Here is a 19,286-nt window from a genome sequence, read left to right on the forward strand (position 1 = left end):
TTTAAAATTTAAGCTAATCAATCTATGAATATCGAAGAATTTAGAGAATATTGTTTACAATTTTCAGATGTGGAAGAATGTTTTCCTTTTGATGAAAAAACTTTAGTTTTTAAAGTAAAGGGTAAGATGTTTGCATTAACGAATTTATATGATCCGGATTTTAAGATAATTTTAAAGTGTGAGGCAGAATATTCATTGGAGTTAAGAGAAAATTATTCGGAAATACAACCCGGATATCACATGAATAAAAAGTATTGGAATACAGTTTTTATGAATGGAAATTTAACGGATGATTTTATAAAAAATCTTATTAAACTATCTTATACAGAGGTGCTTAAAAAAATAACTAAAAAGAGAAGAACAAAATTTTAAAATTTTGGTTACTCAAAAATCTTATTATATCTTAGCATAATGATAATTACCAATTATATTTCAAATGATGTATTAACTCTTTATGAAAATGACAGCGTTGGAAGAGCAGAGCAATTGATGATTGATCTGGGAGTTAGCCATTATCCTGTTATAAGTAAAGAAAGAGTAAAAGGAAATATAGGTTTAAATATCATTAGAGATTTAGATAAATCAGAATCATTAAAAGATCATCTTTTAGATTTAGAACAGTTCTATCTACTTGATAGTGCTATACTTTTTGATTCTTTACGCGTTTTTAGCGAAAATGAAACCAATATAATCCCAATCTTATCCTATCAAGAAAAATTTTTAGGAGTAGTATTAGAGGAAACAGTTATTGATGAATTAGCCTCCTTTCAATTTACTACCGAATATGGAGTTTTTATGATCATTACGACTCCTATAAAAAAATATTCTACCAGTGAAATATCGAATATAGTAGAAAGCAATAATGGAAGGATATTAGGGATGTTATTAGTCAATACCGATGAAGACTCAACTCAAATAGTACTTAAAATTAGTGCAGAAAATATAAGTTCCATTGGAGATACTTTCGAGAGATTTGGATATCAAATTTCCAACAAATACTTTGAAGATTCCAAGCAAGAGCTTTTAAAAGAGAGATTTGATCAGTTGCAAAAATTTATGGAAGTATAAATTAATTATAATTCAATGATAGTAGGTGTATATGGAAAAGTAGTTCACAAAGAAGATTATGAACTTTATGCGGCTTTTTTTCAACAATTAGAAAAAAAAGGTATAACCATTTATGTATATGAATCCTACGTAAAGGAATTAGAAGAAATGTTAGGATTAAAAAATCCCGGCTTTATTCCTTTCACCAAAAAGAAAGGGCTTCCAAAAGAAACCCAATTATTATTTACTTTTGGTGGAGACGGAACTATTTTGTCTACTGTTGCTTATATTAAAGGATCTAATATTCCGATTGTGGGAATCAATACAGGGAGATTAGGATTTTTAGCCACATTTCAGAAAAATGAATTTTTGAAAGAATTGCCCCATATTTTAGATGGTAATTGCACTATAAGTGAACGTTCCGTATTAGAAGTGAAAAGTAATTTTCATAAATTCTTGCCTTATGCCATAAATGAAGCTGCAGTAATGCGTAAGGATACAACCTCAATGATAACCATAGATGCCTATGTAGATAATATATTTCTGAATACCTTTTGGGCAGATGGTTTAATTATATCCACACCTACCGGTTCAACGGGCTATTCTTTAAGTTGTGGAGGACCCATCATTTATCCTAAAGCCGATATTGTTGTTATAACCCCAATTTGTCCGCACAATTTAAATGTAAGACCATTAATTTTAAAAGATGATGTTGAAATACGTTTGAAAGTTCATAGTAGATCGGAAAAATATTCCTTGTGTCTGGATTCACGATATAATACGGTAGGAATAGACGATGAAATAATCATAAAAAAAGCACCATTTAAAATAAAAATAGTCAAGTATAATAATTATTCTTATTTTAAAAATCTTCGGGAAAAATTAAAATGGGGAACTGATTCGAGGAATTAAAAAACTTGTTTTTTCAATTCAAAATAAAATTGTGTTTATAACTTCTTAATATCTTTTGAGTTTCTCTAGAGTCAAGTATGTTAAATATTTTTAATTTTAAATACATAGTAAGAGCCTAAAACAAAAGAATTAATTAATTGAAAGAAAGTTAATTATAAAAATCATAAGATTATAAAATTTGAGTGTAAGGGTTTGTATACGTTAAAAATTATACACGAGACCGGCTCTTATAAAGAATTTTCTGTCTTTTAAAAATAAAGTAAAAATTATAAAAAAAGAAAAATAAATTAAGGATTATGTCAATATTTGATAGAAGAATTAATTACAAGCCTTTTGAATACCCTGAAATTTTACAATTTACAGAAGCAATCAATCATGCCTATTGGGTACATTCAGAAGTAGATTTTACCGCCGATATACAGGATTTTCATTCGCATTTAGAAGACAGAGAGCGAAATTCAATCAAAAACAGTTTATTAGCAATTGCCCAAATTGAGGTCGCTGTTAAAAGTTTTTGGGGAAATATATATCAGCATTTTCCAAAGCCGGAGTTCAATGGATTAGGAAGTACTTTTGCGGAATGTGAATTTAGACATTCAGAAGCTTACTCAAGATTGTTGGAGGTTTTGGGATATAATAATGAATTCGAAAAGTTGTTGGAAATTCCCGTTATCAAGGAAAGAGTGGAATACTTAGATAATGCATTAAAATATGCTAAATCCGATGACCGAAAAAAATACGTAGTATCACTTATTTTATTTACCATTCTTATTGAAAATGTATCTTTATTCAGTCAATTTGCCATAATCTTATCATTTACAAGATTTAAAGGTCTGATGAAAAATGTTAGCAATATCATTGGTTGGACTTCGGTAGATGAGCAAATTCATGCAAATGCGGGAATCTATTTAGTTAATAAAATTAAAGAAGAATATCCCGACTTTTTTGATGAAGATACCATTAAGCACATTCAAGATACCGTTAAGAATTCAATCATCATTGAAGGTAAAATATTAGATTGGATATTTGAGAAAGGAGAAGTAAACTCAATTGAAAAAGAAAATCTCCTAAACTTCATGAAATTCAGGGTAGATGAAAGCTTACAACAAATAGGAATGGAACGGTTGTATCATGTTACACCAGAGCAATACAAACCAATGGCATGGTTTGAAGAGGAAGTATTTGCCAATAGTTTGGACGACTTTTTTGCGAAAAGACCTACCGAATATACCAAATATGATAAAAGTATAACTGAAAACGATTTATTTTAAATGGGAGATTTTTATTTAATTAAAGCCAATTTTATATATCTTGATTTTAATGCAACTATCGAAAGAGAAATTGCTACCAAATTAGAAGACAGAGATCGTCATATAGAAATATGGGAAGAGTTAATAGAAATAATTTCAGGATATCTTCGAGTATTTTCTTTATCTGAAATATATGAAATGCCTTTTATTGATGAAGAAGGAAAAGATAACGGGTATTTTTTAAGAAGAATGGCAGTAAATAATGAAACCGGATTAAAAGGTAAATTAGAATTAATGGTTAAAAGATTAGATTAATATATATTATGAGCGAAAAACTTTGGTGGAAAAATTCGGAAAGTGAACAAATATTAAATAGGGGGTATCTTCTAAAGGGAGAGACGGTTGAAGGAGCAATTGATCGTATTACTTCCGCTGCAGCTCAACGATTATACAAACCTGAACTAAAAGAAGCTTTTCAGGAAATGATTGAAAGGGGCTGGATGAGTTTAAGCTCACCCATATGGGCAAATATGGGAACAGAAAGAGGATTGCCTATATCATGTTTCAATGTTCATATTCCTGACAGTATAGAAGGAATAACTCATAAATTAGGAGAAGTAATCATGCAGACCAAAATTGGCGGAGGTACTTCCGGTTATTTTGGAGCTTTAAGAGAAAGAGGATCAGCGGTTTCGGATAATGGCAAAAGTAGTGGAGCGGTAAGTTTTATGAAATTATTTGATACTGCCATGGATACCATATCTCAAGGGGGAGTGAGAAGGGGGGCTTTTGCAGCTTATTTGGATATTGATCATCCCGATATTGAAGAATTTTTATCCATACGCGATATAGGAAATCCAATTCAAAATTTATTTTTCGGTATATGCGTTCCTGATTATTGGATGCAGGAAATGATTGACGGAGATATTGATAAAAGAAAAATTTGGGCTAAAGTTTTAGAAAGTCGTCAACAAAAAGGTTTACCCTATATATTCTTTACTGATAATATTAATAAAAATAAGCCACAGGTATACAAAGATAAAGGAATGGTTATTCATGCTTCTAATCTTTGTTCTGAAATCATGCTTCCTTCCACAGAAGAAGAATCTTTTATATGTTGTCTTTCATCCATGAATTTGGAATTATATGATGAATGGAAAGACACGGAAGCAGTAAAATTAGCCGTATTCTTTTTGGATGCTGTTTTACAGGAATTTATTGTAAAAACAGAAGGTAATTATTACTTGTCACCCGCAAATAAATTTGCTAAAAAGCACAGAGCACTAGGATTAGGTGTATTAGGATGGCACTCTTATTTGCAAAAAAACATGATTCCTTTTGAAGGAATGGTTGCTAAACAAAAAACCGTTGAGATTTTTAAATATCTGCAGGATAAATCCAATAAAGCAACTGAAGATTTAGCCAGAATTTACGGAGAACCAGAATTATTAAAAGGTTATGGAAGAAGAAATTCTACTTTATTGGCTATTGCGCCAACCACTTCATCTTCTGCGATCTTAGGTCAAACCTCGCCGGGGATAGAGCCGTTCAGTTCCAATTACTACAAAGCGGGTCTTTCCAAAGGTAATTTCATGCGTAAAAATAAGTATTTGGATATGCTTCTTACAGAGAAAAATATTAATAATGAAGACACTTGGAGAAGTATTATGCTAAATGGTGGAAGTGTACAACATTTAAAAGATTTATCGTATGAAGAAAAACAAGTTTTCAAAACTTTTAAAGAGATCAGCCAATTGGAAATTGTTCAACAGGCCTCTATAAGACAAAAATATGTGGACCAATCCCAGTCTTTGAATTTAAATATACCTGCTGAACTTCCGGTAAAAGAGGTAAACCGATTATTAATAGAAGCTTGGAAATTAGGTATTAAAACTCTTTATTATCAAAGAAGTCAAAGTGTGGCCAAAGAGCTGGTGGTTAATTTGGTTAATTGCAGCAGCTGTGAATCGTAGTGATTATAACTATCTTATATCTTAAAAAAAGACTATTTTTAAATAGTCTTTTTTCGTTTAAATGTTTATCAATCGGTGTAAATGTATTTTAAATAGCTTATATTTGTGCCAAATGTTCTTTTTAATACTGGTTGTAGCCTAAAATAATGAAAGATTTTTATACTATATTAGAAGTCGATCCGACTGCATCGCGTAAGGAAATTAAAAAATCTTATAGAAGATTAGCTCTTAAATATCATCCGGATAGGAATTTAAATAATAAAGATAATGAAAAGCTTTTTATAGATATTAACGAAGCATATCATATTTTATCCAATGAAGAATTTCGTAAAAATTATGACGTAAGGTACAGAAAAAAAATTTCTTATTATTCTCAACCTATTACACCTTATATTTTTTTGAAAAAGTTTCAGGATATTCGTAAATTCATTTATGATAGAGGTATTAATAAAATAAGTAAAAATGCGTTATATTCAGGGTTGGAAAAATTATTGTCTGATGAAAATATCAACTTCTTACTTTTAAAAAGTGATAAAGAAGTTCGTAAGCTGATTATAATTGAAAATTTAAAATGTATAAAGTTTTTACCATCTTTAGATAAAGAAAAAATCATAATCAAGCTATTAAAATTAGCCGATAATGATCATAGTCTTGTAGCTCTTATTAGTTTCTCTACTAATCAGACGGAAAACAAGTATTTTTTTACCTCTATTTTTTCAAAGTTTACTTATAAAATAAAACAAATGTTTGTTCCATAAATTAATGGAATTAAACAATAGGCTAAAACAGACGTTACCGTTTGAAATTGTAATCTTAAAGCCAAAAAATTAGATATATTGTAAGATACTAAAATAATTATAATGAAAAAAATTGTATTCGTTTTCACTCTACTAATGATTTTAAACAGCGGAGAGCTGTTTTCACAAAATAAAACCAATAGGATAACAACTACTAAATTAAAAAAGAAAAGCCTTATTTTAGGTCCCAAATCTGCGGCTAAAATTAAAGAATTATTTTTTACTGCTAAAGGATTTAAATTACCGCAAAAAATAGAGGCAATCAATACTATAGCTACTTATACGGATGCAGAACCCATCGAAGGTTCAGGAAACATTTATACTTGGGATTTCATGAATGGTTTTCAAATTAGTGCAATATCAGAGGGTGGCGGACGATTAGGAAGTAATGATAAAATTTCACTGGTTAGTTTCAATTATGGAGGAATCAATTCAGTAGAATTATCAAATTCAATTGTCTTATATCAATCTTCTCTAAGTTCCATTGAAAAAATATATGCTAAGCGTTTAATAAAATTTAAAAATACGAAACAGCCTACATATAAAGTAGTGTCAGATAAAATTTATACTACTTTTTACTTTAATGAAAAAAATATTTTAATAAGTTTATCTATCTCTAATTATGATTTAGAATTTTAAATATTTATTTCAAAAAATCGGCAAAATTTAATGAGATTGAAATAATCAAGTTACTCTAAACATACTTGATTAATTATAGTTTATTGTTTAAGTAAATAATCTTCAGTATCGTATTGACCTGTATTGTCAAGATAGTATAGTTTTTTTTCAAAAGCTTTAAATTTAAAACCAAACTTGTCTAAAGCTATCATTGAATTTTTTCTATCCCAATTGAAATTTCCTTGTTCATAAATAATTGATCCTTTAGAATCTTCATCATTAAAAAGCTGAATTTTTAACATATACGAATAATTTTGATCTAAAGTAAGAACCACAAATTCACAATCATCACATGAAATACTTCCTTGATAAGTTCCGATAAATTTCTTAGGTAAAGTATCCCTAATTGAAGAAGATACTGATAAAGAATCAGTTTGGTTAGAAGCTTTAATCGTTTGTTTCTTATCGCAACTGTTCAAAAGGCAACTAAATATAATTAGCAGTATATAATATTGTATTGAATGGATGTTCACAGGAAACAATCAATTTATTAAATATATTTCAACTTTAAAATTTTGTATTAGGATCAAATTTTTCCAAATAATCAGAAACCCTCTTAGCAAAAGCACCTCCTAAAGCTCCATCTATGACCCTGTGATCATAGGTATGTGAGATAATCATCATATGGCGTATACCTATCATGTCTCCTTGTGGAGTTTCAATAACTGCCGGTTTTTTAACAATCGATCCAACAGCCATAATAGCAACTTGAGGTTGGTTGATGATCGGCGTTCCTGCAAGGTTTCCAAAACTTCCAATATTACTCAAAGTATACGTTCCACAATTGGTATCTTCCGGTTTTAGCTGATTATTTCTTGCACGATTTGCTAAATCATTTATTGATCTTGCAAGCCCGGATAAACTCAACTGATCAGCATTTTTTATAACTGGAACAATTAAATTGCCATTAGGAACAGCAGTTGCTATACCTATATTAATATTTTTCCTTTTTATAATTCTATCCCCATCTACGGAAATATTAATCATAGGAAAATCTTTTATTGCTTTTACAATTGCCTGAATAAACATAGGCATAAAAGTGAGCTTTACACCTTCATTTTTGAAGAAAGAATCTTTATTTTTATTTCTCCAAAGTACAATATTGGTAACATCTGCTTCAACAAATGAAGTAACATGAGCTGAAATCTGTCTGCTTTGCAGCATATTTTTAGAAATAAGCTTACGCATTCGGTCCATTTCTATGATTTCGTCACCATCCGATATGGAAGGAGAAGAATTTAATATAGAGGTTTCAGATGTATTTTCTGATACTTTAGGGCTATTATGAACCGGTTCCAGTATAGGTGATACTTTTACGGTAGCGGAAAGATTTCTACTTTTTAAATAGGAAAGGATATCTTCTTTTGTAATTCTACCGTTTAATCCAGTACCTTGTAATAAATCTAATTCCGATTGAGAAATATTTTCTTTTTTACAAATAGATCTAATTAAGGGTGAATAATACGAACTTTTAGAAGCATTACTATTATGTAGTTCAGAGTTAGAAATCAAAGGTTTTTCTAATTCAGCTGTTATATTAGGTACATTTATAGATGTATTGATTGTTAAAGTATCATCCTGATTTAAAGATATTTCGGTTTTAGAAACAGCAGATGATTTTTCATCAGTATCTTCAATTTCTAATATAGCAAAAGCTTCTCCAATTTTGCAAATGTCATTTACTTCTTTAAGCTTTTTTAGTAGTTTTCCCGAAATGGAGGAAGGAACATCTGAATCGACCTTATCTGTCGCAATTTCAACAATAGTTTCGTCTTCTTCTACATAATCTCCTTCATTTTTTGCCCATCCGGTAATAGTAGCCTCCATTATACCTTCTCCCATAGGAGGTAATATAAGTTTATATTCAGCCATAATTAATAATTAGAAAGACAAAACTAGGAAAAAAATATGGAATGAGATTAAATTTTTTATGTTATACTCAGAATCAGTATCGAATTATTAAAAAAAAACAAATTTTATTGATTAAAATGATGAAAAATTGTATAGTTTTGAATTACTAACTATTCAATACTTATTATGAATTATAAATTAAGTATAAAATTGCTATTGCTTAGATTATTATTCTTAATTTTTTGTTATCAGCTTTGTAGAACAATATTCTATCTATTCAATTTACATTGTTTTAAAAATATAGGATTATCGGAGTTTTTAGGAGGCTTACGATTTGATTTGGCAGCAATTTTTTTAAGTAATATACTCATAATTGTATTAAGTACGATTCCGGGCAACTTCAAGTACAATCATACCTATCAAAAAAGTTTAAAAATACTATTTTTTTTAATCAATGCCTTTTTTATAGGTTTAAATTTCATTGATATAAAATATTATATATATACTAATAAAAGAAGTACCTATTCATTGATTACTGCTTCCGGTATGGAAGGAGACATACTCAGACTAATTCCTGTATTCCTAACTCAATATTGGTATATGTTTTTAGGATATTTATTGGCTATGTTTTGTTTTTGGAAATTTATTCCTGAAATTTCATATAGACAAGAAAAAGAAAACGGATGGAAAGGTATTTTCGTAAGCTCATTAGTTTTTTTATTATTTATCGGCTTAATTATATTATTGGGGAGAGGAGGAATCCAAAGAGCTCCAATCAAAACGGTTGATGCTATCAATTACACCGATTATCCCCAAAATACCGCAGTGGTATTAAACACAACTTTTACAATTTTTAAAACTATAAATAAAAAAGATAATTTAAAAAAGAAGAATTATTTTACCTCTCAACAATTAAAAACTATTTATAATCCGATTATAGATATCAATTCGGATGGAAGTTTTAATAAAAAGAATTTAATAATTCTTATTTTGGAAAGTTTTGGAAAAGAAAACATTAATCAACAATTTGAAGGAAGGAAATTGACTCCGTTTTTAGATTCCTTACTTACGGAGGGCAGGTATTATACCAATGCTTTTGCTAACGGATTAAAATCTATAGATGCTGTACCTTCAATAATTACATCTATACCTTGTCTTATGGAAGTTTCTTATATATCTTCACCTTATTCCTTTAATCAAATTGATGGTTTTAATGCTGTTTTAAAAAAAGAAGGATATAGTACTTCTTTTTTTCACGGCGCATTTAATGGAAGTCAAAATTTCAATGAATTTGCCTTTATTTCCGGCTATGATAATTATTATGGTAAAAATGAATACAAGGAAAAAGGTGGATATGATGGAGTATGGGGGATTTTTGATGAAGAATTTTTACAGTTTGCATTAAAAAAATTTAATACATTTAAACAACCTTTCTTTTCAACTATTTTCACCATTTCATCACATTCTCCTTATACCATTCCTGAACAATATAAAAATAAATTTCCTATAGGAAACAGAGATATACATGAGAGCATTGCTTATTCCGATTTTGCTTTAAGAAAATTTTTTGAGAATGCTAAAAAACAAGAATGGTATACTAACACGGTCTTTGTTATAACTCCCGATCATACAAGTAGAGGAGGGGTTAAACCTGAATATTTTTTAACAGAAATTGGTAATTATTCAATACCTATATTATTATTTGATCCTTCTAATTCTAAATTAAAAGGAACTGAAAATAAATTAATGGGTCAAATTGATATTTACCCTGAAGTTTTGAATTATCTGGGTTATAAAGAACAAATTTTTTCTTTTGGCAATCCCGTTGAAAGTAAAGATCGAGTGGTTGCCAATTTTAATGAGGGTATTTATAGATTTTTAATCAATCAGTATTATGTTACTTTTGACGGTAAAAAGATTTTACGTGTATATGATTATACAAAAGACAGTTTATTACAACATTCAATTTCAAATTATCCTAAAGAAAACCTTGAATTAAAAATAAAATCGTATATTCAACAATATAATAACAGGCTGATAGATAATGAATTATCTTTAGTAAAATCAAAGGATTAAGTCGATTACGAATCCCTCATGATTTCTAACATTAAACACCATATTATTATCAAAAAGCAAATATTGACCTTTAACACCTTTTAGAATTCCTTCAAATTCAAAAACCTTTTTAAGGTTTACCGAATTTACTTTATGTGGGTATGCGATTACCGGATATTGAAAATTAAAAATTTCGTTATCCTCTAAAATATAATTTTCTAATTGTTCGGGTATAAATGTTTTAAGCTCATTTTTCACAATTGATAAATCTATATAGGGAACTGATTCTCTCAACATTTTCCTATAATTGGTTTTATCTGAAACGTGCTTTTTAAGAATGGATTCAATGACTCCTGCTTCATATCTATTTTCAGTTTCTGCTAATTTTATGGCATACTCGGCACCTTGATCGATCCAACGATAAGGTAATTGTGATTTTCTTGTGACACCAACCTTAATTCCACCGGAGTTTGCTAAATAAACTATGTGAGGCTGAAGTTGAGCTTTAGATTCAACACTTAAATCTCTGTCTTCCTTTCCTAAATGGGCTTTAGATAATTCGGGTCTTAGGATCCAATCTCCTGCATAGGGAGAAGTAAAATAGCAATCCTTACAATATCCCATGGCAAATATTTCTTTATCCAAACCACATCCCAGACATTTATAATGATCAAATCGTATTTTGATTTTTTTATCTAATAGTTGATTTATAATAAGTATTTCATCATTAAAATTTAGATAATACTGAATAGGAGAATTATATTCGGTTATCATTTTTGTTAGTTGTCCGGTTAGATGCATAAAGAATAAATTATTTACATTTAGTCTGTATTGTAATCTTGAATATTACAAATGTATTAAATATGTATTTATATAATAGTTTAATATTAAGTTTATATTAAAATATAATTTTTAAATATATGGGTTTAATTTACTTTAAGATAATAAATTAGTAATAATAAACGTTATACGGCGTATAGGGAAAATTTATATTAGTTAAAAAAAAATCTAAAAAAATAGTTGTTATTGCAGGTTTTTTATATCTTTACCTAATATTTATTTTGCTCAAAAAGTTAATTAATCGTATAATACATACTTAAATATTATGAAAAAAAGTTTATTGAATTTTCATTTGATCTTCTTAGGGTTATTTCCATTATTTCTTATTACAAGTTGTGGAACATCAAAAAAAGCAATAGTTTATAGTGATGAAGTTCAGATTAATCAACACGAAGATGTAATAGATAGTTTAGAAATAATTGAGAATGGTGATGAAGATAAAATAATTGAAGTTAAAGAAACATTAAATATTAGAAAACCTAAAGGTAAATTAGATAAAATTTTAGTCTATTTAGGCGATGAAAATGTTGTGAAATGGAGATTAGTAAGGTTGAATTCTCAAAATGTTGAAGATTTATATGAGAATGTTCCCTTGATGAGATTTGATGAACCTTGGAAACAAATTTACGGAACAACAGGTTGTAATAAATTTACAGCATATTATACTTGGGAAAATACTATTTTTAACATTTCAAGATTAACTTCTACTGAATTGCCTTGTGATTTTGATGAATCACAATTTTTAAATGCTATGCAAAATATTGATGAAATAAGAGAAGAAGATTCTATTTTATCATTTTATAATGATGGTCAAGAAATTTTGGTTTTTGAAAGATATAATCAGTAAAATTTGATTAAAAAAATATTATAATAGCTTCGTGTTAAAATACATGAAGCTTTTTTTATATTTTAATTTTATAAACAGAAACATCTGTTGTTCTACGGTTAATTCGTGTTAAAACTTCTTTGAATTTTTTAAAATCTCTACAGGTAAAAACTACTTCATTACGTATTATTTTTTCTGTACTTAAAATAGATCCATTTAAGATTTGATTTTTTATTTCAAAATTAAATTTTAAAGGAAAATCATAATTGTTTTTAATTTTTAAATCTTTTGATTCGTATAAAACCAATGCTTCAGCACCTAATGGGTATATTCTTTGTTCTTTAGTGAAATGATCTACAGGGGAAGGATGTCTCTCAAGTATTGCTAATCCACTTACTAGTGCTAGATGGTAAATAATACTGCTGTATATCTCGTATAGTAAGATTGAATCAGAATTTTCTGAAATGTGAGCTGGATTTCCTAAAATTTTCCAAAAAGAAAATATCTGTTTGGGTTTAACTACTACATCAGACAATTTATTTTGTATCCATAAAATCTGACTAGCTAATTGTTCTACAGAAACAAAAAGATGGTCTATCATCCTATATGATAAGAGAATTTTATAAGGATAAATATTTAAATCTTTTTTTTGTTGTTTTGCATAATTAATAATTGAAAAATATTCCTTAAAAATTTTAATTAGGTTTATCATAAAAGTTATTAATCATATAATATAGAAGTAAAAAGACATCACTAAATTTAATTAAAAATAATTAATGATTAAATTTACAAAACTAAAAAATTATGAGAATAAATTATTCTACAAGAATATATATAATTTGTCCTGCAAATATCTCAACCGGAGGGCCTGAAGCATTACATCAATTAAGCCATAAATTAAGAACTGTTTTTAAATTAGATGCTAAAATGTATTATATACATAAAAAGTCTAATGAAAATCCCAAACCGCAAGTTTATAATATCTACGATACATCAGAGATTGAAACTATTGATGATCATCCTAATAATATTATTATCATTCCAGAATCTCTTACTAATTATATTTTTAAGTTTAAAAAAAGTAAGAAGATTATTTGGTGGTTGAGTGTTGATTTCTATTCAATTTGTATGAAGAATAGGCACAGAGGATTAAAATTTTATATTTCAAAATATTTTAAAGGTCAATTAGAAGAGCAGGAGTACCATTTGGAAAATCTTCCAGATGTGTATCATTGGGCGCAATCTTACCGATCCTATATATATCTTGTCGAAAACCATATACCAGAAAATAAGATATCTTTTGTATGTGATTATGTTAATCCACTTTTTTTAGCAGAAAGTAATCGAGTTAAAAATTTAGTAAATAAAGAAAATATAATAATCTATAATCCTAAAAAAAATAATAAAGATTTAAAATCCATACAAAAGAAAAGCTCGAAGTATACATGGATAGCCATAAAGAATATGACACCCGATCAAGTGGTTGAAACCATGAAAAAAGCAAAAGTATATATAGATTTTGGATACAATCCCGGAAGAGACAAAATGTTAAGAGAATCATCTGTAATGAAATGTATTATTATTTCAGGTATGGGTGGATCTTCAAAATATCAACAAGATTTAAATATTCCAATTGGATATAAATTTAAATATGTAAAAAATGATCTTTCGAAAATTATTGATAAAATAGAATATTCAATGATTAATTATGAGCAAGCAATTTTGGATTTTAATGAGTACAGAAACGAAGTTCTAAATGAAGAATTAGAATTTGAAAATCAATTACAATTATTTTTTAATATAAATCCGGCTAAGAAATGATATCAGTTATAATTCCCATCTATAACGTAGAAAAATATTTAAGTAGATGTTTAGATTCTGTAATAAATCAAACGTATTCAGATTTGGAAATACTATTAATTAATGATGGATCTACAGATTCTAGCGGATTTATTTGTGATGAATATGCAAAAAATGATTCCAGAATTGTTGTTATTCATCAGGAAAATAAAGGTCCCTCACATGCAAGAAATAAAGGATTAGACAAAGCAAAAGGAGAATATATTAGTTTTATTGATCCTGATGATTTTATCTCTTTAAATTTTTTTGAAATATTACTTAATCAGTTAATTGAAACAGATAGCGATATTTGCATATGTAATTTCCAAAGTTTTTCTAATACAATACAAATTAAAAGTTCCGATTTAATAAATACATATAAAAAAGTATATAATGGGAGTATTTTTATTACTGAATTTAAATATACTAAAGATACTGTTCGTTATGTGGTTTTGTGGAATAAACTATATAAAAAATGTTTATTCGATAATATAAGAATGCCAGAAGATGTAAAAATTTGTGAGGATGAATATATATGGTATAAGTGTATGTATAATGCTGAAAAAATTTGCGAAATAGATACATTATTATATTATTATTATAAAAGAGAAAATAGCACAACCAATAGATTATATAAAGAATTTTCATTTAAAAAAGAAATAGCATTTTTAGAGGCCTTAGAAGATCGTATTAATTTTTGTGAAAAAGAGGGTTTAAATTATTTTATGAAAGATACAATTTTATACCGAAATAAAATTTTAAGAAAGATTTATATTTCAACTCCTAAAAATAATGTTCCAAAATATATTAAAATTGAATTAGAAAAAAATATGAGAAAAATTTCTTATCTGAAAAGAATTAAAATATATTTGAAGAAAATTTTTAGCTAATAACATGTTCACTTATTCAATCATAATTCCACATAAAAATATACCTCATTTACTAAAAAGATGTTTAGATTCTATACCATTTAGGAATGATATTCAAACCATTATAGTTGATGATAATAGTGATCCTACAATTGTTAACTTTGATAAATTTCCAGGATACGATAAAGAGAATATTGAAATTTATTTAACTAAAGAAAATAAAGGAGCTGGTTATGCTAGAAATATAGGTTTATCCAAAGCCAAAGGAAAATGGATATTATTTGCTGATGCAGATGATTTTTTTAATACAAATTTTTTAACTGAAACAGATAAATATGTTGATACTGATAATGATATAATATATTTTTTAGCTACTAGTGTCTATAGTGATACAATGAATAAAGCATTCAGAAATAAATATTTGCTTACCACTCGTAAAAAATATTATAAAAAACTTATTAAAAATGAAGAAGAAGCAAAGAATGAATTAGTATATAAAAATTGGGAAGCTTGGGCTAAAATGTTTAATCGAAGTTTTATTGAAAAAAATAAATTATTTTTTGAAGAAGAGAAAATAGGTGAAGATGCTTTATTTGTAATTAAAGCTGGAGAATTATCAAGAAAATATTATGTAAGTGATTTTCCAATTTATTGTATTACTTACAGAAAAGATAGTTTATGTTTTAAAATGATCTCTGAAGATGATTTTGATCATAATTTTTTAGCTAAAGTTCGTATAAATAAATATTTAGAAAACGTTAAAAAGAATTCGTTTAAAATAGATTTAACTGATGATATTATATTGTCATATCGTTTTGGAAGGAGAAAAAAAATGATAAATATATATAAAATTGCGAAAGAAAATGGTAATAAAATCCGAATTAAAGCTATATTAAAATATTTTTTAATTTCACTAAAAAAAAAATTTTAATATAAAAAAAATCATAATAGTTATTTAAAATAAAATATTTCATTTAGATGTAATAATTGAGGTATTTCATATAAGTTCTTTTAATAAAATTTGGTTATGTTATTTAATTTTTAAACATTTTGTTATACTATTGAATTAATATATTTTTTGCAATACTATTTTAACCAAATTGTAATTATATTTTATACTAAAATATAGCATTTTTTAAATTTTTACAAGCTATTATCATACAATTTGTTCTTTAAAAGTTAGAATATAAATATCTTATTAATTTATATTAACTTATATATAATTTTTAATATATCTTATGATGCTCATTTTTTAGATATTAATCTTTTATAGATATTACATTATAATAATTTTTTAAAAAAGTGAATACCCCATATTTCTATTTTGAAGAATATGAGACTGTTAAGAATATTCATTTATCATTTTACATATTATTTTTCTTAATAAATCAGTAAAGTAAATTTTTCAAATAATTGAATTAATTAATATTACTAACATAAATTAACAAAATAAAGTTAAAATAAACCCATAAAATGTGAATTAAGATAGTAATTAACAATCTTTATTTCCATGATACATATTATAGAGAGAATCAATTTTAAGTTATAACAGCTGAATATTTTTTAAATTAAAACTTTAAAACATTGTTGCTTATGTAATATCGAAAATGTTTTAGATAATTAATTTTTGGATAAAAAAAGACAAATAAATGATTTACATTTTAAAATATAAAAAAGTTAATCCTATCAAGCATAGCTAATCAACATAATCATATTTAATCTTGATAATAATAAATGAATACTATCTTAATATATTTCAAAGTTTACTGTTTTTTAGGATTTATTCCATATATTTCATTATAATTAGCGGTGATATTTCCTTTAGTTATAGTAATTTTACAAGTATTATGATCTATTCTAAATAATGAGACGTAATCATTCAAATATTGTATATGCGCTATTTCACCTTTTCTAGTTCCACCTATTGTAATTTTTTTATTCCAATAAACGGTAAATAATTTAATAATTAATTGAGTTGTTCCAGTAATCTCAACACTATCAACTAAATATACTTTTTCTTCCTCATCCCCGTATTCGCTTGCAAAATAACCTATTATATCGGTATGAGGTATAAGATTAAATTTAACTTTTAAATATTCGTTTTTAGAAGAAACAACAGGTATATATTTTTGACTTATATAATTTTCTTTAACTATGTAATCATTTGTGGGGGTTAAATTCATATAATCCTCTTGCAAAAAAAAGCTGAATTTAAAATTAATATAATTATAGTCTATTCCTCTAAATAAGGTAAAAAATCTATTTTTTGACATACCATATAAAGATTGTCGAAATTTATCATATAATTTAGGAGTAGGTTCATTTTTTTTTAATTGAATTTTTAATAAACTATCTTTTTCTTTTTTTAATTTCTCTTCTTCCATGAATTTTATTTTTTGAATACTATCTTTAATTTTATAAATGCTATCTTGCTTTTTTTTCAATATTTGCTTTTTGATTTCATGGGCATTCCAAACACTATCTATAAATTGTTTTTCCTTTTTTAAACGTTTTTCATTTTTAGATTTTTCAATTTTATCTTGTCTGATTTGTTTAGCATATAATATTGGGAATAATATCAAACTTTTGATTTGTGCAGAAGTAAATAAAGGAATTAAAATTAATAATAAGGTAGGCAGTATTTTTATTTTCATAATTATTTTTTTTCAAATATATAAATATGAATAAAAATGCGATAAATATTAATTTTTATTTAGAAATTAATAATTTATATTTATTATTAAATTATGATAATAATTAGATTATTTTAATTTATAAACATGTTATATTTTATTATGTATGACATTAAAAATGTTATTTTTAAAAATATTCAATTAATCAAAATAATTAAAAAAAAAAAATAAATATAAAATGCCATTATTAATTAAAATTGACAATTTATAAGCAAAATGTAAATAATATGATGAATATCTATAAAAAAACAAAATAATAACAACCTAAATGAATTAGTTTTATTACTTAAAATTATATATGGTAAAATTTTGATTTACGAGTACTATAACTATTTAAAACTAAGAAAATGTATTTATTATTTGAGATAATTTCTATAAATATTTAATTAATTTTTCAGTCAGAAATTTTCTGTGAAAATTGGAAATTTTAGATGATGGGACATGCGCAGTATTGCTTTTCCAATTTTTAAACTCAGTTAAAATGAATTGTTTTAGATGATCGTGATCGTTATAAGTAAAATGTTTACCGGATTCGGTTTCAATTAAAATTTTCTCAACATCAGCATTTTGTGGTCCTATAGATAAAATGGTTTTACCTGTTGCTAAATATTCAAATAATTTACCCGGAATGATACCTTTGGATTTTACATTATTAAAATTGGTTAATAGCAATAAATTAGAATTATTCATTTCTTTAATCGAATCAACATGAGGTAAATATCCTATATTGACCCAATTGTTTTTTAAAGCCGAATTATTTATCTCTTCTATAATCGAATCAGAAATTTTTCCCACTAATTTTAAACAGAATTGAGAAGCAAATGTTGGATTCTCTAAAATTAATTCTGCTAATACTTTCCATAAATTAGTTGGATTTCGTAGAATCTCGAGCATCCCAACATACGAAATGGTGAATACAGAAGTTGGTTCATCTGCTCTATTTACTTCTGAATCAAAACCATTAGTAATACATTCAATATTTTTAGCTCCCAATTTTTTAAAATTTTCTTTATCTGTATAACTGGTCGAAAGAATCAGATCGGCATTTTGAAAAACTTTTTTTTCCATTTCCTTATGTTTTTGATCTGATCTTTGAGTTAGTTTTAGTTGAGAGTAATAGGAAATTTGAGTCCAAGGATCTCTAAAATCGGCGATCCATTTGATTTTGTCTTTTTTTATTTGCTTTAATCCTAATCCTATTAAATGCATACTATGAGGAGGTCCGGTTGTAACTAAAGTATCTATATTGTATTCATCCATATATTTTTCAAGAAACTTAATAGATGGTTTAATCCAAAACATACGAGCATCGGGAATAAAAAAATTTCCTCTTATGAATACGGAAATCCTGGATAAAATGCCTTGTTTTTTAGAGGTTTCAAATTGACCGGCTTTAAAATCTTTATTTTTCTTGGTGAGTTTCTCAGCTAAACGGTACGGTTCCCATATAGGTTTTTTGATAATTTTTATTTTTGGATTTATTTCATCAACCAAGCTTGGATCTAAAATAGGATAGGAGGGATTTTCGGGAATATAAACATGAGGTTCAATACCGAATTCCGGTAGATATTTTGTAAATTTTAACCATCTTTGTACCCCTGGGCCTCCGGCCGGAGGCCAATAATAGGAAATGATCAAAACCTTTTTACACATGTC

19 protein-coding genes are annotated in these 19,286 nt (G+C 26.6%); 13 read left to right on the plus strand and 6 right to left on the minus strand.

What is annotated here, in order from left to right; all coding sequences use genetic code 11:
• The first annotated feature begins 24 nt into the window (after positions 1 to 24).
• From GYM72_RS03955 to GYM72_RS03990, 8 genes are all read left to right on the plus strand, one after another.
• Positions 25 to 372, plus strand: a complete 348-nt coding sequence (locus GYM72_RS03955) for an MmcQ/YjbR family DNA-binding protein (protein WP_220264774.1) — start codon at positions 25 to 27, stop codon at positions 370 to 372.
• Between the two features lie 39 nt (positions 373 to 411).
• Positions 412 to 1,068, plus strand: coding sequence for a CBS domain-containing protein (locus GYM72_RS03960; RefSeq protein ID WP_220264775.1), 657 nt, complete (start codon positions 412 to 414; stop codon positions 1,066 to 1,068).
• Positions 1,069 to 1,083: 15 nt separating this feature from the next.
• Entirely contained in the window at positions 1,084 to 1,959 is an 876-nt protein-coding gene (locus tag GYM72_RS03965) for an NAD kinase (RefSeq protein ID WP_220264776.1), read from the plus strand.
• A gap of 296 nt (positions 1,960 to 2,255) precedes the next feature.
• Entirely contained in the window at positions 2,256 to 3,230 is a 975-nt protein-coding gene (locus GYM72_RS03970; RefSeq protein WP_220264777.1) for a ribonucleotide-diphosphate reductase subunit beta, read from the plus strand.
• Positions 3,231 to 3,524 carry a hypothetical protein gene (locus tag GYM72_RS03975; RefSeq protein ID WP_220264778.1) on the plus strand — a complete coding sequence of 98 codons (294 nt, stop codon included), beginning with the start codon at positions 3,231 to 3,233 and terminating at the stop codon, positions 3,522 to 3,524. It begins immediately after the preceding gene.
• 8 nt (positions 3,525 to 3,532) lie between these two features.
• Positions 3,533 to 5,182, plus strand: coding sequence for a ribonucleoside-diphosphate reductase subunit alpha (locus GYM72_RS03980; protein WP_105297435.1), 1,650 nt, complete (start codon positions 3,533 to 3,535; stop codon positions 5,180 to 5,182).
• 146 nt (positions 5,183 to 5,328) lie between these two features.
• A complete protein-coding gene (locus tag GYM72_RS03985; protein WP_220264779.1) occupies positions 5,329 to 5,940 on the plus strand; it encodes a J domain-containing protein in 612 nt (203 codons plus the stop codon).
• 102 nt (positions 5,941 to 6,042) lie between these two features.
• A complete protein-coding gene (locus GYM72_RS03990; RefSeq protein ID WP_220264780.1) occupies positions 6,043 to 6,618 on the plus strand; it encodes a hypothetical protein in 576 nt (191 codons plus the stop codon).
• 80 nt (positions 6,619 to 6,698) lie between these two features.
• Here GYM72_RS03990 and GYM72_RS03995 read toward each other — a convergent pair whose 3' ends face one another.
• The gene (locus GYM72_RS03995) at positions 6,699 to 7,076 is read right to left on the minus strand and encodes a copper resistance protein NlpE N-terminal domain-containing protein (RefSeq protein ID WP_220264781.1); all 378 of its coding nucleotides are present in this window, start codon (positions 7,074 to 7,076) and stop codon (positions 6,699 to 6,701) included.
• Between the two features lie 88 nt (positions 7,077 to 7,164).
• Positions 7,165 to 8,529, minus strand: a complete 1,365-nt coding sequence (locus GYM72_RS04000) for a dihydrolipoamide acetyltransferase family protein (protein WP_220264782.1) — start codon at positions 8,527 to 8,529, stop codon at positions 7,165 to 7,167.
• A 165-nt stretch (positions 8,530 to 8,694) separates the two neighbouring features.
• On the opposite strand from GYM72_RS04000, the gene GYM72_RS04005 reads away from it, so the two are divergent.
• The gene (locus tag GYM72_RS04005) at positions 8,695 to 10,584 is read left to right on the plus strand and encodes an LTA synthase family protein (RefSeq protein ID WP_220264783.1); all 1,890 of its coding nucleotides are present in this window, start codon (positions 8,695 to 8,697) and stop codon (positions 10,582 to 10,584) included.
• On the opposite strand, the gene GYM72_RS04010 is transcribed toward GYM72_RS04005, so the two are convergent.
• Complete coding sequence (locus GYM72_RS04010; protein WP_220264784.1) at positions 10,573 to 11,364, minus strand: DUF2797 domain-containing protein; 792 nt, start codon at positions 11,362 to 11,364, stop codon at positions 10,573 to 10,575. The genes GYM72_RS04005 and GYM72_RS04010 overlap by 12 nt on opposite strands.
• Positions 11,365 to 11,668: 304 nt before the next feature.
• Here GYM72_RS04010 and GYM72_RS04015 point away from each other — a divergent pair, with 304 nt between their 5' ends.
• Positions 11,669 to 12,250, plus strand: a complete 582-nt coding sequence (locus GYM72_RS04015; protein ID WP_220264785.1) for an META domain-containing protein — start codon at positions 11,669 to 11,671, stop codon at positions 12,248 to 12,250.
• Between the two features lie 55 nt (positions 12,251 to 12,305).
• On the opposite strand, the gene GYM72_RS04020 is transcribed toward GYM72_RS04015, so the two are convergent.
• Positions 12,306 to 12,941, minus strand: a complete 636-nt coding sequence (locus tag GYM72_RS04020; protein WP_220264786.1) for a VanW family protein — start codon at positions 12,939 to 12,941, stop codon at positions 12,306 to 12,308.
• 92 nt (positions 12,942 to 13,033) lie between these two features.
• Between GYM72_RS04020 and GYM72_RS04025 the strand changes: the two genes are divergently transcribed.
• The 3 genes from GYM72_RS04025 to GYM72_RS04035 are packed head-to-tail and all read left to right on the plus strand — an operon-like array spanning position 13,034 to position 15,868.
• The gene (locus GYM72_RS04025) at positions 13,034 to 14,050 is read left to right on the plus strand and encodes a hypothetical protein (RefSeq protein ID WP_220264787.1); all 1,017 of its coding nucleotides are present in this window, start codon (positions 13,034 to 13,036) and stop codon (positions 14,048 to 14,050) included.
• Positions 14,047 to 14,958, plus strand: coding sequence for a glycosyltransferase (locus tag GYM72_RS04030; RefSeq protein ID WP_220264788.1), 912 nt, complete (start codon positions 14,047 to 14,049; stop codon positions 14,956 to 14,958). Before GYM72_RS04025 ends, GYM72_RS04030 begins: the two co-directional genes overlap by 4 nt.
• 4 nt (positions 14,959 to 14,962) lie before the next feature.
• Positions 14,963 to 15,868 (plus strand): glycosyltransferase family A protein, encoded by a 906-nt coding sequence (locus tag GYM72_RS04035; protein ID WP_220264789.1) that lies wholly within the window; start codon positions 14,963 to 14,965, stop codon positions 15,866 to 15,868.
• A gap of 832 nt (positions 15,869 to 16,700) precedes the next feature.
• On the opposite strand, the gene GYM72_RS04040 is transcribed toward GYM72_RS04035, so the two are convergent.
• Positions 16,701 to 17,591: a hypothetical protein gene (locus tag GYM72_RS04040; RefSeq protein ID WP_220264790.1), complete on the minus strand. Its 891-nt coding sequence runs from the start codon at positions 17,589 to 17,591 to the stop codon at positions 16,701 to 16,703.
• 411 nt (positions 17,592 to 18,002) lie between these two features.
• The gene (locus GYM72_RS04045; protein WP_220264791.1) at positions 18,003 to 19,283 is read right to left on the minus strand and encodes a glycosyl transferase family 1; all 1,281 of its coding nucleotides are present in this window, start codon (positions 19,281 to 19,283) and stop codon (positions 18,003 to 18,005) included.
• Positions 19,284 to 19,286 lie beyond the last annotated feature (3 nt).

The sequence above is a fragment of the Apibacter sp. ESL0404 genome, from assembly GCF_019469245.1.
In the GTDB taxonomy this organism is placed as follows: domain Bacteria; phylum Bacteroidota; class Bacteroidia; order Flavobacteriales; family Weeksellaceae; genus Apibacter.